16 protein-coding genes and 1 tRNA gene are annotated in these 14,931 nt (G+C 52.5%); 16 read left to right on the forward strand and 1 reads right to left on the reverse strand.

Annotated elements, in window-relative coordinates; genetic code table 11:
* Positions 1-111: 111 nt before the first annotated feature.
* The 7 genes from IE065_RS02415 (at position 112) to IE065_RS02445 (ending at position 5,292) form a co-directional block, all read left to right on the forward strand.
* The gene (locus tag IE065_RS02415; RefSeq protein WP_189511470.1) at positions 112-1,356 is read left to right on the forward strand and encodes a nucleoside monophosphate kinase; all 1,245 of its coding nucleotides are present in this window, start codon (positions 112-114) and stop codon (positions 1,354-1,356) included.
* A gap of 24 nt (positions 1,357-1,380) precedes the next feature.
* Entirely contained in the window at positions 1,381-1,551 is a 171-nt protein-coding gene (locus IE065_RS02420; protein ID WP_189511472.1) for a hypothetical protein, read from the forward strand.
* A gap of 7 nt (positions 1,552-1,558) precedes the next feature.
* On the forward strand, positions 1,559-2,146 hold the full coding sequence (locus IE065_RS02425) for a hypothetical protein (protein ID WP_189511474.1): 588 nt from the start codon (positions 1,559-1,561) through the stop codon (positions 2,144-2,146).
* Between the two features lie 91 nt (positions 2,147-2,237).
* Positions 2,238-3,017: a hypothetical protein gene (locus IE065_RS02430; RefSeq protein WP_189511476.1), complete on the forward strand. Its 780-nt coding sequence runs from the start codon at positions 2,238-2,240 to the stop codon at positions 3,015-3,017.
* Positions 3,018-3,114: 97 nt separating this feature from the next.
* Complete coding sequence (locus tag IE065_RS02435; RefSeq protein ID WP_189511477.1) at positions 3,115-4,230, forward strand: aminopeptidase; 1,116 nt, start codon at positions 3,115-3,117, stop codon at positions 4,228-4,230.
* 136 nt (positions 4,231-4,366) lie between these two features.
* Positions 4,367-4,525: a small basic protein gene (locus tag IE065_RS02440; protein WP_189511478.1), complete on the forward strand. Its 159-nt coding sequence runs from the start codon at positions 4,367-4,369 to the stop codon at positions 4,523-4,525.
* A 104-nt stretch (positions 4,526-4,629) separates the two neighbouring features.
* Positions 4,630-5,292, forward strand: a complete 663-nt coding sequence (locus IE065_RS02445) for a YceH family protein (protein ID WP_189511479.1) — start codon at positions 4,630-4,632, stop codon at positions 5,290-5,292.
* A 34-nt stretch (positions 5,293-5,326) separates the two neighbouring features.
* On the opposite strand, the gene IE065_RS02450 is transcribed toward IE065_RS02445, so the two are convergent.
* Positions 5,327-6,115, reverse strand: a complete 789-nt coding sequence (locus tag IE065_RS02450; RefSeq protein WP_189511480.1) for a ParA family protein — start codon at positions 6,113-6,115, stop codon at positions 5,327-5,329.
* A 139-nt stretch (positions 6,116-6,254) separates the two neighbouring features.
* On the opposite strand from IE065_RS02450, the gene IE065_RS02455 reads away from it, so the two are divergent.
* From IE065_RS02455 to IE065_RS02495, 9 genes are all read left to right on the forward strand, one after another.
* A tRNA-Cys gene (locus IE065_RS02455) sits at positions 6,255-6,329 on the forward strand.
* A 225-nt stretch (positions 6,330-6,554) separates the two neighbouring features.
* Entirely contained in the window at positions 6,555-7,877 is a 1,323-nt protein-coding gene (locus IE065_RS02460) for an acetyl-CoA hydrolase/transferase family protein (protein ID WP_189511481.1), read from the forward strand.
* 32 nt (positions 7,878-7,909) lie between these two features.
* Entirely contained in the window at positions 7,910-8,701 is a 792-nt protein-coding gene (scpB, locus tag IE065_RS02465) for a methylmalonyl-CoA decarboxylase (protein WP_189511482.1), read from the forward strand.
* A gap of 100 nt (positions 8,702-8,801) precedes the next feature.
* Positions 8,802-9,767, forward strand: a complete 966-nt coding sequence (locus IE065_RS02470) for a sensor histidine kinase (protein ID WP_189511483.1) — start codon at positions 8,802-8,804, stop codon at positions 9,765-9,767.
* A 172-nt stretch (positions 9,768-9,939) separates the two neighbouring features.
* The gene (gene galE, locus IE065_RS02475) at positions 9,940-10,929 is read left to right on the forward strand and encodes a UDP-glucose 4-epimerase GalE (RefSeq protein WP_189511485.1); all 990 of its coding nucleotides are present in this window, start codon (positions 9,940-9,942) and stop codon (positions 10,927-10,929) included.
* A gap of 33 nt (positions 10,930-10,962) precedes the next feature.
* Positions 10,963-11,901 carry a UDP-glucuronic acid decarboxylase family protein gene (locus IE065_RS02480; RefSeq protein ID WP_189511487.1) on the forward strand — a complete coding sequence of 313 codons (939 nt, stop codon included), beginning with the start codon at positions 10,963-10,965 and terminating at the stop codon, positions 11,899-11,901.
* Positions 11,902-12,365: 464 nt separating this feature from the next.
* Positions 12,366-12,686 carry an MFS transporter gene (locus IE065_RS02485; RefSeq protein ID WP_189511489.1) on the forward strand — a complete coding sequence of 107 codons (321 nt, stop codon included), beginning with the start codon at positions 12,366-12,368 and terminating at the stop codon, positions 12,684-12,686.
* Between the two features lie 106 nt (positions 12,687-12,792).
* Positions 12,793-14,109 carry an amino-acid N-acetyltransferase gene (gene argA / locus IE065_RS02490; RefSeq protein WP_189511491.1) on the forward strand — a complete coding sequence of 439 codons (1,317 nt, stop codon included), beginning with the start codon at positions 12,793-12,795 and terminating at the stop codon, positions 14,107-14,109.
* Between the two features lie 2 nt (positions 14,110-14,111).
* On the forward strand, positions 14,112-14,912 hold the full coding sequence (locus IE065_RS02495) for an FkbM family methyltransferase (RefSeq protein ID WP_189511493.1): 801 nt from the start codon (positions 14,112-14,114) through the stop codon (positions 14,910-14,912).
* Positions 14,913-14,931: the final 19 nt, after the last annotated feature.

A 14,931-nucleotide genomic window follows, 5' to 3' on the forward strand; every position in this document is an offset into this window, starting at 1 on the left:
CGGATTTTCCGGCACCAATCTCAAGGTTGACCAAAACCTTTTTCTCCGCTTTAAGCTGGCATGGAGCTGCCCATCTGTTACAACCACACTAACTTACCCCCCCATTTAGACATGCCTTCCGCTGACACCGCCCAGGAATCGGTTCCCGCTGCTAGCGGGGAGTCGCCTCCTCAGAAAGAGGTCAAACGCCCGCAAGACCTCGAAATTAAAGACGCCCCCATTATTTTTAATGCGGTATGGCAAGAACTTGTCGAAGAGCATGGCCAGGAGAATTTAATTTTCCCGCGCGAAATCCATTGGCTCAACGGTGCTCCCGGCGCTGGTAAGGGCACGCACACGCGCACCCTCATGGAGTATCGGGATTTGACGGAGCGTCCTATTGTCGTCAGCGAATTGCTCAATAGCCCCGAGGCGAGGAAACGCATCGACGCTGGCATGCTGGTGGGCGACAAGGAAGTGACCTCGTTGGTTTTCCATCGTCTGCTTGAACCGCGTTACCAAAGCGGCGTCGTCGTCGACGGTTTCCCGCGTTCCAAAGTGCAGGTAGAGTGTCTTAAACTGCTTTACCGCCGCCTCAATGAACTGCGCGCTGAGTATCGCGACACGTTGATCGGCACGCGCTTCCGCAAGCCGCAGTTTCACATTATTGTGCTGTTCATTGATGAGGAAGAGAGCGTCAAGCGTCAGCTTTTGCGTGGAGTTCAGGCTGCGGAGCACAACCGCGAGGTTGATGCTTCGGGCATGGGCGAGCTCAAGGAAATCCGCAAAACAGACCTTAACGACGACGCTGCCCGTCGCCGTTACCGAACCTTTAAGGACGTCACTTACGAGGCACTGAAGTCCCTGCGTGAAGTCTTCCACTACCATTATGTGAATGCGTATGGCACGATCCGCGAAGTCCGTGAACGTGTCATTAACGAGCTTAAATACCAGAGCACGCTGGAGCTTGAGCAAAAGACGTTCGACATCCTTTCGCATCTGCCGCTGGCCAGTGAGATCATCACGCATGCGCGGCAAGAGCTGGTCAAGCGGCTTGATGGCTATCAGCAGCAGGAGAGCGAGCTGTTCTGTGAAGTGGTAAAACTGGTCGCCGAAAAATTCATGCCGATTATTGAGCGGCATTCGATTTCGGGCTACGCAATCGTCAATAGCGAAAGCGACGTCTTCGCCCATCCGCTCGCCTCGGCTATGCTGTTGGACATCTTTTCGGAGCGGGGTTATCACGCCACGGTGGACATCCAGCGCGATGAAATTCCTTACAAGATCGACCCCAAGACCTTTAAGATTGAAACCAAATTGAAGCGCGTCGTCCGCGTCCACGTTCGTTACCCTGGTTCGGAGATCCGGCGCGGCTAAACTCCTGCTTTCAATACTCCGATCATGCGTGACCCCAACAATGTGATCGTACCAATGGGCCTTACGATAAGCCACCCCTCCGAGCGCAAGCGCCAGGAGCCGTCGGTTGTATTTTACCATCCGATCTGCGCGGTGAGTTTCTTGATTGGATTTTTAACGATCGGCGCTGGCCTGTCGTTGTATTTGGTGTCTTGATGACCGGATGAAGTTACTGGCGCTTTTTTTTATTTTTCTTGGACTCACCCTTTCTCATGCCGACATCCCGTTGCGCGAGTGCACGCTTCAGGCACCTGCCAGTGCCGTCAAGCTGTCGTCCGCGCAGCTTAAGCCCTATTTCAAAGGCAGCGAAGTAGTGCTCCAAGCACAGGGGTTTCTTTTCCCACGTGGCACGGATAAGAGCATCGACGCTGCGCCCACCGACAAGAACGACACCGCCTTTCGCGCGGCGATCAACTACCACCGCAGCCTGCGAACGCAGGGTGTCGACGAGATTGTTACCTATTGGCACCCAGCCTTGCAGGACAGTAAACGCCAGCAACTGAGCCAGCCAGCCGTCATGGCATCGACCAAGGAAATCTTCTCCAATTTGGAGCATGTCGAGTTGCTCGGAATGCTGGTGCTAAATGGCCGCGAAGTGGTCTTTATCCGCTACAACGGTAATACCTACGCCTACGTCACGGTGTCGATGGAGGGGGTGTATTATTTGGTCAGCGACCCCGGTCTGGAGCCACAGACGGCAATTGCCACGGCTGCCTTTGATTCCGGCAAGGCGACGATGGCTAGTCGTTAGCTCGTGGGCGGCATTCGATTATTGCATACTCGAAAAGATTAGCTTTTAAAGACGCCACTTATTCTGTGCTGCTCTAACTGACTTAAAAACCATGTCGAATTTCATTGCCATCTTTCGTGCGCGCTGGCGCAAACTACACGAGAACGTCGCTAATTTACAGAGGTCAAACGAGGAGCTTACTGCTCGTGTCGGACAGCTGAGTCACTGTATTAATGCTATTACAGGCAATCCGGAATATGTTAGTGGCCTAGATACTGGCTTTAATGGACAGGTGATTCGTAAGCAGGTTTTAGAGTCCCTTCACGAAATGATTTCGTTTCAAACCGTGCTCGAAACTGGGACTTTTACTGGTAATACGTCTGGTTATCTTGCAGAAGTTACCGGTGCGCCTATTTATACGGCGGAGGTGAATCTGAATTTCCATAACGTGTCGAAAAGTCGATTGAGGAAATTTCCCAATATACATTTTTTCAATACTGATTCTCGTTTGTTTTTGCGCTCCTTGATTGGAAATCAGGATATTAATTTCCCAATCTTTATCTACTTGGATGCTCATTGGCTGAAAGACCTTCCCTTGCGGGAAGAACTTGCGTTGGTGTGTCAGAATTGGCCCAAATCGGTCGTGCTCGTAGACGATTTTGCTGTCCCAAGTGATCCGGACTATGGTTATGACGACTACGGACCAGACAAGGTTCTCAATGTGGATCACATCCGAGATGAAATGAAGAAATATGGTCTCTCGGCATTTTTCCCGAATAAAAAGGCGTCCGAAGAGACAGGTGCGCGACGTGGATATATTGTGCTCGCCTCTGATGCTGAACTGATCGCCAAGATTGAGCAGTGTCCTTTGCTCGATAAGCATAATTTATAGTCTGTTCCTTTAGGAGAAGGAGACTGGAGGAGAAAAGGCTAACAGCACTAGGACGATTTTCCTTTTCCCAGTCAGTCGATTGTAGTTTTCTGGAAACATGGATCCCCGTTACATTGATCTGGCTAAGGTGCTCGCTTCCTTTTCGACCCGGCTTAAGCCGGGCGAACGTGTTCTTATTGACGCCTACGATATCCCGGACGAGTTCGTGCTCGCGCTGTGCCGCCAGGTGCGTGCGCGTAAGGCCGAGCCTTTCGTTGCCCTGCGCGATGCGCGCATCGTGCGTGAGCTAATTATAGATGGCACGCCCGAGCAATTTGAGGCCATCGCTGACTTCGAAATGCATCGCATGAAGCAGGTCTCGGCCTACATCGCAGTGCGCGGTAGTGACAATATTTTTGAAAGCTCCGATGTGCCGCCCGAGCAAATGAAGGCCTACATGAAGGCCATGCGTCCGGTGCTCAACCACCGCGTCAACAATACCAAGTGGGTTGTGCTGCGCTGGCCAACGGCATCCATGGCCCAGCAGGCGCTGATGCCCACCGAGGCGTTCGAAGACTTTTTCTTCCGGGTGTGCACACTCGACTACGCCCGGATGAAGCCCGGTATGAACGCGCTCAAGCGCTTGATGGATCGGACGGATAAGGTCCACCTCAAGGGCCCCAATGTAGACCTGCGTTTCTCGATCAAGGACATCCCGGCGGTCACTTGCGGCGGTCAGTATAACATACCTGATGGCGAGGTCTTCACTGCGCCAGTCAAGGACTCTGTCGAGGGCGAGATCACCTACAACGCGCCGACTGTTTACCAAGGCACATCGTTCGACAATGTTCACCTGAAGTTCAAGAAAGGGCGGATCGTCGAGGCTACGGCCAGTGGAAATGTCGACAAGCTCAACGCCATTTTTGACAGTGACGCCGGTGCTCGCTACATCGGCGAGTTCGCCATCGGCTTCAACCCGCATGTCCTCGAGCCGATGCGTGACATTCTCTTCGACGAGAAAATTGCCGGTTCGTTCCACTTCACGCCAGGGCAGGCTTATGAGCAGGCTGACAATGGGAATCGTTCGCAAGTGCACTGGGATCTCGTCAATATTCAGCGCCCGGATTGGGGGGGGGGAGAGATCCACTTTGACAACAAAGTCATTCGTGAGGACGGCATTTTCATCCCGAAGTCCTTACATAAGCTCAATCCCGAGTATTTGTTGGGCAAGTAAAACAGCGTTCTCGATCCAAAATAATCGGGCTACGCTCACGTTATTTGGCTTCTGGCAAGGTGCATTTTTTCCTTGCCAGCTAGCCTAGAAGCAGGATTATCAAGCGCTTTTTCAAATTCCTACAACCAAGAGAAACATGTCTCAGCATCCAAGTTTTAAGAAAGGCGCTTCTGCAGCGCTCAAGAAGCGTAGCGTCCTCAAGCGTTTTGAACGCGTTGATGTACTCCGTGAACGCGGTGAGTGGAAAGAAGGCGACCGAGTAATCGGTCTGCGCAAGACGCGCGCCGCTGACTAAGGAAAATTTCCTATCCTCCCCCTCTACGAGGCCCTTTGCGTAATTGCAGGGGCCTCGTTCTGTTGCGGCTTGTCACTTGCCAATGGATCGCATCCAATTAAGGCATGGAACTCGATTTTAGTCCTGAAGAAATCCGCGTGCTTGGCTGCCTCATCGAGAAAGAGCGCACCACGCCGGAGCATTATCCTCTTTCGCTGAATAGCTTGCGCCTGGCCTGTAACCAGAAGACAAGTCGTGAGCCAGTTGTTGATTTTGAGGAGGAGCAAGTGACCGCCGCGCTGGAGTCTCTGCGTGAGCGTAAACTGGTCTATTATGTGCGTCAGGCGGGTGCACGCGTTACGAAGTATCGGCACGATGTTACGGTGACGCTCCAGCTTCAGCCAGACGAGCTGACGGTGTTTGGCCTATTGCTCTTGCGCGGAGCGCAAACATTGGGCGAACTTCGCAACCGTAGCGACCGTATGTATGCTTTTGAGTCTATCGAAGAAGTCGAGCAGACCGTTCAGCGGCTGATCGAATACGAGGGCGACGGTTTGGCCCGCATCCAGCCCCGGCGTCCCGGCCAAAAAGAGAAGCGCATTGAGCACGCTCTGATGCCCGCCACGGAGCCATCTGAATATGAAGTGGATGCCATTGCCCTTGAGCCGTCTCCGCGCGTGTCTAGTGCGACGGAGGCTGCTTCATTGCGATCCGAGGTCGAGGCGCTTACGGCCCGTGTTGCCGAGTTGGAGGCCCGCTTTACTGCATTCCAGCAGCAGTTCGAATAAGGTTGGAATCGGGTAAGTGGACTTACGTAATGCGCTAGGACGCTTTTTCCAGCTTGAAACGCTCGATGACTTCCTTGGCGAACTTGCCGTAAGCGAAGGCACCGGGGTTCAGGCGGGCGTGCTCGAAGATCGACTTGCCGAAGCTCGGTGCCTCACTCAGGCGGACTGTGCGCGGGATGATCGTCTTGAAAATCAAGTCAGGCCGATAGTTACGGACCTCGTCGACGACTTCCTTGGAGAGTTTCGTGCGCGAGTCATACATGGTCATTAGGATGCCACCAACTGCGAGGTTTGGGTTAACCTCCGCTTCTTTGAGCTGCTCGACGACGCTGAGGATCTGGCCGAGGCCTTCCAGGGCGAGGTATTCGCATTGGAGCGCGACCAGTAAGTAGTCCGCCAACGCGAGGCTGTTCATGGAGATCATGCCAAGAGCCGGAGGGCAATCAAGGATGATTGCCGAAAATTTGCCACTGTCGATTACTGGCTGGAGCACCTGCTTGAGCTGGACGAGATAGTCCTCCTTCTGGCCGAGTTCCATCTCGATCGCAGCTAAGTCGACTTCCGAGGGGATGACCGAGAGATATTTTTCCCGGGTGCTTTGGATTTTGTCCATCGCAACTCCTTCGCCATGCAGAGGGTCGTAGAGGCTCCCTCCCGGGACCTTCTCGAAGCCGAGACCGCTCGTGGCGTTGGCCTGCGGATCAAGGTCAATGAGCAGCGTGGGAACTTTGCGGCGGGCGAGGCCCACAGACAAATTAATTGCGGTCGTGGTCTTGCCCACGCCGCCTTTTTGATTGGCGATAGAAAATACCTTGGTCGGCATTAGAATGGGTTTAGAGTAGATTGGCCTGCGGAGAAAGTAGAAAGTGTCAATAGGGGGCGAATTACTGCGATAAACATAAAAACGCAAAATGCGCTTGAAAGCGCGGCCAAATTACGTTCCCTTGCAATCTTCGATTAATGGTGCGGTAGCCAAGTGGTAAGGCCCGGGTCTGCAAAACCTGTATTCGGCGGTTCGATTCCGCCCCGCACCTCCATTTCCTACAACCCGCATCGTTATGCGGGTTTTCTTGTTTTTAAGGTGAGTTGAATGGGAGACGCCGCGCTTTATTTGTCCGTGACTGTCGTGCTGAAGCCGGGGATTTTACGTTGTTGGCAGCTATGGCAGCTGGTGTTGCCTTCCTGTTACGTTGTCGCCAGTGAGACCGATTTCCATACTATTTTACATTGACTAAGGATCTAGGTTGTTTTCTTTATTTCTAATGAGTGGTAACCCTTATTCTGCGGACTTTGATTCTAAACTTAAAGCCGCGGATCAAGCGGTTGCCCCCATTGCAAATGGGGAAACGATAGCGGTTGCTATGGCGATTGGCCAGCCACCGGCCTTGCTCGCCGCGCTGGCAGATCGCTTACGCAGCGATGACTTGAAATTCATCAAGCTCTATTACAAGATTGCGATGCAGCCTCTTGCTGAGACGCTGTTGGCACCGGATGTAATTGAGAAGGTTGATGCGCATACTTTTTTCGTTGCTGGTGCCGACCATGCGATGATCAAAGAACAAGTTGCGACGGGAAAGAAAGTTTTGAGCTTTTGCCCCGTTCACTTCAGTCAATTGCCACGTCTTGTTTCAGAGGTCATTCCGCTCGACACGTTTTTGGTCACGGTATCGCCGATGGACAACGGAGGCTATTTTTCTCTGGGGACCAACAATGATTTTGCATCGACGGCTGCTCGCCACTGCAAGCGTCTGATTGTAGAGGTCAACCCGAACATGCCGCGTGTCTTTGGCCAGTCCCAGATCCATGTGAGTCAGGTGGACACGATCATCCAGAATGACGTCCCATTGATGGATGTTCCAGCGGCTGCGTCCAATGAGGAAGGGAAAACAATTGGTAGTTTGGTCGCTCCGCTTGTGCCAAATGGTGCCACGATCCAGCTCGGCATTGGCCGGGTGCCATCTGGCATCGCGGAGTCCCTTGTGAACCACCAGGATTTGGGAATCCATACGGAGCTGTTTTCACCCAACATGGTGGAGCTGATTCGCAAGGGCGTTATCACCGGTCGTAAGAAAAGCCTTCACCCGGAAAAGCACGTTTTCACGATCGCGATTGGCTCCACCGACACCTATGGGTTTATGAATGAAAATAGCGCGTTCGAGAGCTATGCATCTTCATACGTCAACGACATTCGGGTGATCGCTCAACACGACAATTTTATCTCGATTAATACGGCGATCGAAATCGATCTCTACGGCCAGGTAAACTCGGAGTTTATCGGCAACCACGAATATAGTGGTTCAGGTGGGCAATATGATTTCGTAAAAGGTTCATCTTTGTCCAAGGGCGGTAAGTCGATTCTTGCGCTTCAGTCCACCGCGATGAAGGGGGCTACTTCGACAATCGTCCCGCGTGTGAGCATGGTGACAGATCTGCGGATGGACGTGGAATACGTCTGCACGGAATATGGCCTCGTTAACCTACGCGGTAAATCAACTAAGGAACGCGCGCTGGCGCTAATCAGCATTGCACATCCAAGTTTCCGTGAGGAATTGATAGCTGCCGCGCGTAAGGTGACTCTCATCTAGCTTGATTCAGAAACCACTAAAGAATTTATACAATGGCGCTTATCCAGACAACTTTTGCTGACTCCGTTGGCTCGATTTCATTAGACCACTATGAAAAACGGAATGCCCTGAGCGAGTCGATGGTCAACGAAATCATCGCTTCTCTGGACAAATTTAAATCTCAGGGGGCGCGGACGGTTATCCTTCGGTCAGCCAGCGCTGAAAAGGTTTGGTCTGCGGGCCACAGCGTCGATGAACTGCCTCGGGCGGATATCGACCCCCTGCCTTACGACGATCCGTTGGAGCGTTTATTGCAGGCGGTGCGAACTTTCCCGGCTCCAGTGATCGCTATGATCCAAGGGTCTGTCTGGGGCGGTGCCTGTGATTTGGTGATCAACTGCGATATTATCATTGGCGACGAAACGGCGGCGTTCGCGATCACTCCGGCTAAGCTTGGACTGCCATACAACGTTTCTGGCTTGTTGAATTTCATGAACCGTCTGCCTTTGGTGGTGGTTAAGGAAATGTTCTTCACGGCTGATCTGATTGGCGCTGAGCGGGCCGAGAACTTGAGCTTGGTCAACAAAATCGTGCCAGCGGCAGAGTTGGAAGCTGAGGTGAATAAAATGGCGCAAACCATTGTTTCCCGCTCCGCAACATCGATTTCGGTGGCCAAAGAGGCGCTGCACGCGTTGAGTGAGGCCAGCTCGATTAGCCCGATTCAATACGAGTACATTCAAAGCCTTCGCCGCAACGCCTACTTTGGCAGCGACTATTTGGAAGGGATCCAAGCTTTTACCGAGAAGCGTGCACCCAACTTTTCCAAACCAGCTCCCAAGGCCTAGCTAAAAGAAACGGGTGCTCACTTTTTAGGGGGGGGGGAGCGTGATGGGGAGTTTTTATGTTTTTTGCGTAAATACGATTGTCTCCAAAGCTTTTTAATAATTGCGTATCGATATTATTAAAGCGGAAACAACACCAAAGCTGACACACAGCCCATCATTTCTTGGACTGATCCTCGCCAGCTCGTATGTTGGGCTATCGGGAACTTACATCATTTTATCCACAATGATGGCGGGCAAGGCGGTGGAAGATGAAACCGCCCTTGTTCAGCTCGAATTAGCGAAGGGGCTGCTTTTCGTGTTGATCACTGGTATTGCGCTTTATTTTGGTGCGCGTTTTCTGTTGGCGCACATTGTTAAGAAAGATCGGAAAATCGAAGAGCAACGTCGATCGATTGAAGAACTTGATCGGCGAGCGGCGAGCGGTTTGCTTGCCAGCGCAATTGGCCATGACGCCAATAATTTGCTGACTGCGATTCGTATGTCGGTTGATATGCTTAAGCTCAATATTACGAATGAGAGGCGAGTAGAGATGACCCAATCTCTGAGCAAGATTGTGGACGAGCTAATGGTCTTGAATCGGCGCTTGGTCGAAGGTGGACGAGCTGATCAACCCGGTGAATTAAAGGTACTATGCCTCAAAAGTGAGTCCGAGCGGATCATGGTATTTCTCGACGAAAGCCATCCGGTTTCACGCCTTGATCTGTCTTTTACTGGTGATGACCGAGCGGAGACCTTGCTTAACCGACACCTTTATTTTCAGGTGTTACTTAATTTGCTGACCAATGTCGTTCGCCACGCAGGGGAATGTGCTAAAGTTTGCGTTCATATTGAGGATTTCGAGAACAAGGTGGAGGTGAGTGTCGAAGATAGCGGGCCCGGCGTGCCGAAGGAAATTCGCGAGCGTATTTTCGAGCCTTACTTTTCACGGCATGACGAAGGCTCTGGCTTGGGCTTGTCGTCTGTCCGCGCAATTATGCGTATGCACCAGGGGGAGGTTCGTTGTGAGGATTCCAGCTTGGGCGGTGCGAAGTTCTTGCTCATTTTTCCCAAGCGGTCATCAAATTGAGCAAAATTCGTCGATGAGCTAGCATGTGCGCTTATCAATGACAGCAAGAGGCAACAATTACGTAACAGGCGGTCTGGCCCCCGTATTTAGCGCCGTTTAAAAAGCTGATCCCAGTGCGAGGCGCTGCTTTGGGGTTGCCTTGAGGGCGGGCTTTGGCATTCACTCGCAGCTTATGAAAGTATTGGTCGTTGGAGGTGCCGGTTATATTGGTAGTCATTGTGTTCGTCAGTTGATCGCTGCGGGACATGAGCCGGTCGTTTTGGATAATTTGGTCTATGGCCATCGGGGCGCGCTGACGCCCGAAGTTCCCTTCTATGAGGGTGATCTGGGCGACAAGACCTTCGTCCGTTCGGTGCTCGACGGCGAGTCGATCGAGCTTGTTATGCACTTTGCTGCCTACTGTTACGTGGGCGAGTCCGTTACGGCACCGTTCAAATATTACGAGAACAACGTTGTCGCGACCCTGCGTTTGCTGGAGACAATGCACGAGGCCGGCGTCAGCAAGTTCGTCTTCTCCTCGACCTGCGCAACTTATGGTGTGCCTGAGAGTTTGCCGATGACTGAAGACCTGCCGCAAGCTCCGATCAATCCCTACGGCCAAACCAAGCTCGATGTTGAAAACATCCTCAAGGCCTTGAGCCACGCCCATGGGCTGTCATTTGCGGCCTTCCGCTACTTCAATGCGGCAGGCGCTTCGGTGGATGGTGTTATTGGCGAGGACCACAAGCCGGAAACGCACCTGATCCCGCTCATTGTTGACGCCGCCGTTGGCAAGCGTGCGAATATTAAGATTTTCGGCACGGACTACGATACGCCTGATGGCACTTGCCTACGTGATTACGTTCATGTGGACGACCTTTCACGCGCTCATATCGCCGTATTCGACAAGCTGGATAAGCCCGGTCAGTCGTTCTTCTACAACTTGGGGACCGGCACGCCGAACTCTGTCCGCGAAGTGATTTCAGCGGTGGAGCGTATTACCGGCAAAACGGTGCCAGTCATCGAAGATGAACGCCGACCTGGCGATCCGCCTGCGCTTTTTGCTGATTCCACGAAGGCAAAGACAGAGCTTGGCTGGACGGTGGAATTCGACACCATCGATAAGATTGTTGAAAGCGCTTGGCGTTGGCATTCCTCTCACCCCAATGGTTACGGCGACTAAGCCGAATTTTATTTCACTATTACTACCACGACTATGCGAGTACTTGTAACTGGAGGTGCCGGATTCCTCGGCAGTCATCTCTGCGAACGACTGATTAATGCGGACCACGATGTCATCTGTATGGACAACTGCTTCACTGGCCGGAAGAAGAACATCGACCATCTGCTGGGCAATAAGCGGTTCGAGTTCATGCGCCATGACGTAGTGGACCCTTTCAAGGCTGAGGTAGACCAGATCTATAATCTCGCCTGCCCGGCTTCGCCTGTGCACTACCAATATAACGCGATCAAGACGATTAAGACTTCGGTCATGGGCGCGATCAATTGCCTAGGCCTGGCGAAACGTGTGGGGGCTCGTGTGCTTCAAGCATCGACTTCGGAAATCTACGGTGATCCGTCGGTTCACCCTCAGCCGGAGTCCTATTGGGGGAACGTGAACCCGATCGGTATTCGTTCGTGCTATGACGAGGGTAAACGCTGCGCCGAGACGCTTTTCTTCGACTACCATCGTCAGAACCGGGTCGACATTCGCGTGATGCGAATCTTCAACACCTACGGTCCACGGATGGACCCGCAGGACGGCCGCGTTGTCTCGAACTTCATTTGCCAAGCCTTGCGCGATGAGGATATCACCATCTACGGCGATGGCTCGCAGACGCGCTCTTTCTGCTACGTTGATGACAACATCGAGGGCATGATGCGCTTGATGAACAAAGACGGGATTACCGGCCCGGTTAACATTGGAAACCCAGGCGAATTTACCATTCTTCAGCTCGCAGAGAAGGTCATCGAGTTGGTTGGTGGGAAGTCCAAGATCGTCAACAAACCGTTGCCGTCGGATGACCCCAGACAGCGTCGCCCGGACATCTCGCTTGCTAAGGAACTCCTTGATTGGGAGCCAGCCATCGCCCTTGAGGCAGGTCTCAAGAAGACGATTCCCTATTTCGATAAGCTCCTGAGTAAGGGGAAATAACGGGTCAGGGCCTTCATGGCCTATCTGATTTTTAGCAGGGCGGCGGAGTTTTCTTCGTCGGCCTTTTTGATGCCTTTTTGGGCACCCTTATTGCGCGAAATTTATGTGCGTCCTTCCGCGCCGGGGGGGGGGGGGGCACTGAATCGGGGAAATTTCATATGTCAAAGAACAAGATGGTTGCCCGTTCGTCAATGGCATGGCGCAGGTCAGGGGCAACGTCTGTATTACGGATAACAAATCATGGCTCTGGTAATACCCGGAGGCGCAGATTGACATCAGTTCAGATAAATGTAGCAAATGTCCGGCGTCTCACAAGAAAAAATAGTGCTATTTTGTATATTAATATTTTCCTGCAACAATTATTATCGTTTTGTTGATTGCCAAGGTCTACGCTTGGGCGTGTTTGACTAAATTATCCGTGCCGTCCTGTTCTCGTCACAGAGAAACTCTCGATTACTAGAGCTATGATTATCGAAAAACTAACTCCCATGAGGCCATTGTTCCTGATCGCTGCGATATTCGGATTCCTGGCAATCAATTGTCCGTTTCTCTACTTCGCGCTCATTGACAAAGAAACTTATGCGGTGGCGATGGGGAACGGCATGGCGTTACTTTTCATTGGTGAGGCATTCCTCTTGATGCTGTTTTTCGCCTACATCATTGCCAAAAGTGGCTGTCGGAAGCCGGGCTGGTTTTTCTTCATTGTAATGTCGATCCTAGGGAGTTTGGCGTTCAGCGTTCCCCTCCAGCTTTACTTGATGACCAAGCCGAAAGAGGGGCAGTGAGCCGATTCAGACAATGCGGATAGCTCCGGACTTGGAGGCGTTGTTCGCTTTCACCACGATTTTTATCGTTTACCGGAGTGTGTGGCGCGATAGTAGTTAGTTCATAATGAGTGACTTGCCACTGCCGCCTATCACCCCACTGAAACCCTCGGACCTCCGTGGCATTCTGGAATATGTCCCGATGTTTCGTGGACAGGTTTTCGTGGTGGCGATCGATGGCTCGGTGGTAGACGACGATAATTTCGGCAACGTGATCACTGATTTGGCCGTGATGAAGAGCCTGCACATTCGCATTGTGCTGGTGCACGGTATTGGGCGACAGCTCAAGACCTTATCCGAGGAGCGTGGTATTCCCATTAGTGACGCCTATGGCAGTGCGCCAACCGACGATGCCACCTTAAAGCTCGCGACGAAGGCCTCGGCTGAGGTCGGCCAAAGCCTCGTGCGGCAGCTCACCCGGCACAATCTGAAGTGCGCGTTGACCAACTCCATCCGCGCGACCGAGGTCGGCGTTCTTGGTGGCGTTAACCACCAGCACACGGGCAAGGTTGACAAGATCGACTTCGACGTCATCAAAAGCCTGCTGGAGCGCGACATTGTGCCCGTTTTCAGCCCGATTTGCTTCGATCGCGACGGCGACCCGCTACGGGTCAATTCCGACCTTTTGGCCACGGAGTTGGCGACGGGACTTCAGGCCTCGAAACTCATCTTTTTGACGCCTCATGCGGGTCTGATGATTAAGGGCGAAACGCTGGTCAATCTTCCCCTCGGCGAGCTCCAGAATACCTTGAAAAAGCATCCGCAAGATGTGGATACGCGGCTGCTCAGCAAGGCCAAGGAAGCTTGCATTGCATTGGAGGGTGGGGTGCCGCGGGCACACATTCTCGACGGACGCGTCTTCAGTGGCCTGCTCACGGAAATCTTTGATAAGGTCGGCCTGGGCACGATGATCCACGCCAATGACTATCAGCAAATCCGCGTTGCCCGCAAAAAAGACGCCCAAGGCATTTACCAGATTCTGCGCAACGCAGCCAACCGGACCGAGGCTGTCGTTCAGCGCACACGGCAGGAGATAGAGCAGCACATCGACACCTATTATGTTTACGTCGTGGACGAGAGTATTATCGGCTGTTGCTGCTTGCAGAAGCTTGCTGGTACGCAGTCCGTGGAACTCGCCGCGGTACTTGTGCAGCCATTTTATCAGGGCAAAGGCGTCGGCAAAAAATTAGCCGAATTTGCCGTTCAGGAAGCTCAACGGTTGGGCTATAAGAAGGTCATTGCCCTGAGCACTCAAAGCGCGCGTTTCTTCCAAGACGTTGCTGGCTTCGAGGAGGGTTCCCCGAAGGATTTACCCAAGACCCGTCGCGAGAAATACGAGAAAACGAAACGCGGTTCCAAGGTGCTGGTGCGCAAGCTGGTTTAGCCATGGGGACGCTCAAGAAATTTACCGATCCGATTCTACGAGCCATCAACGGCGTCCCATTCGTTAATCGGAAACTGGGCACACTTGCTTCGCACTATCTGGCCATTCACCAGGCACCCAACTACGATTCGGACATCAATGGCGAGCGCTGGTTACTGGAGACGATTCAAAAACAGACACCAATGGGCCTTTGCTTCGATGTCGGCGCTAATCGCGGTGGATGGGTTCAGATGATTTTATCGGTCGCTCCAGAAACGCGGGTGCATTGTTTTGAGCTTTCGTCACCGACGTATGAGTTTCTGGCCAAGCGCTTCGGCAACAATCCTCAAGTGGTTCTTAATGCGCATGGCTTGTCGAACCAGGCTGAAACGGTGACCTTTAAGCACTGTCACGATGGCGATGGGCTGACATCCATGATCGAGGTCGTGAGCTCTAAGAATACTGAGGAGATGACGGGCCGTGTCATGCGTGGTCTCGATTATTGCATGGGGCATAAGATTGAGAAGATTGATTTTCTCAAAATTGACGTTGAGGGTGCCGAAAATCTAGTTTTGGAAGGCTTTGGTGAATTGATCCGGCCTGAGCTGGTTCCAGTTATCCAGTTTGAATACGGTTACGTGAATATCGTTAGCAAGTTCTTGCTGCGGGATTTCTATGCCTACTTTGAGGGGAGGGGATACCGGATTGGTAAGCTCTGCCGTGACCATGTTGATTTCAGTCCATACGGTTTCCATCAGGAAGATTTCATTGGCCCGAATTATATCGCTGCCGCTCCTCAATACGCTGCTTGGCTAGGGGCCTGAGAGATTCATTGGTGGGTCA

This window comes from Cerasicoccus arenae (assembly GCF_014651635.1).
GTDB lineage: Bacteria > Verrucomicrobiota > Verrucomicrobiia > Opitutales > Cerasicoccaceae > Cerasicoccus > Cerasicoccus arenae.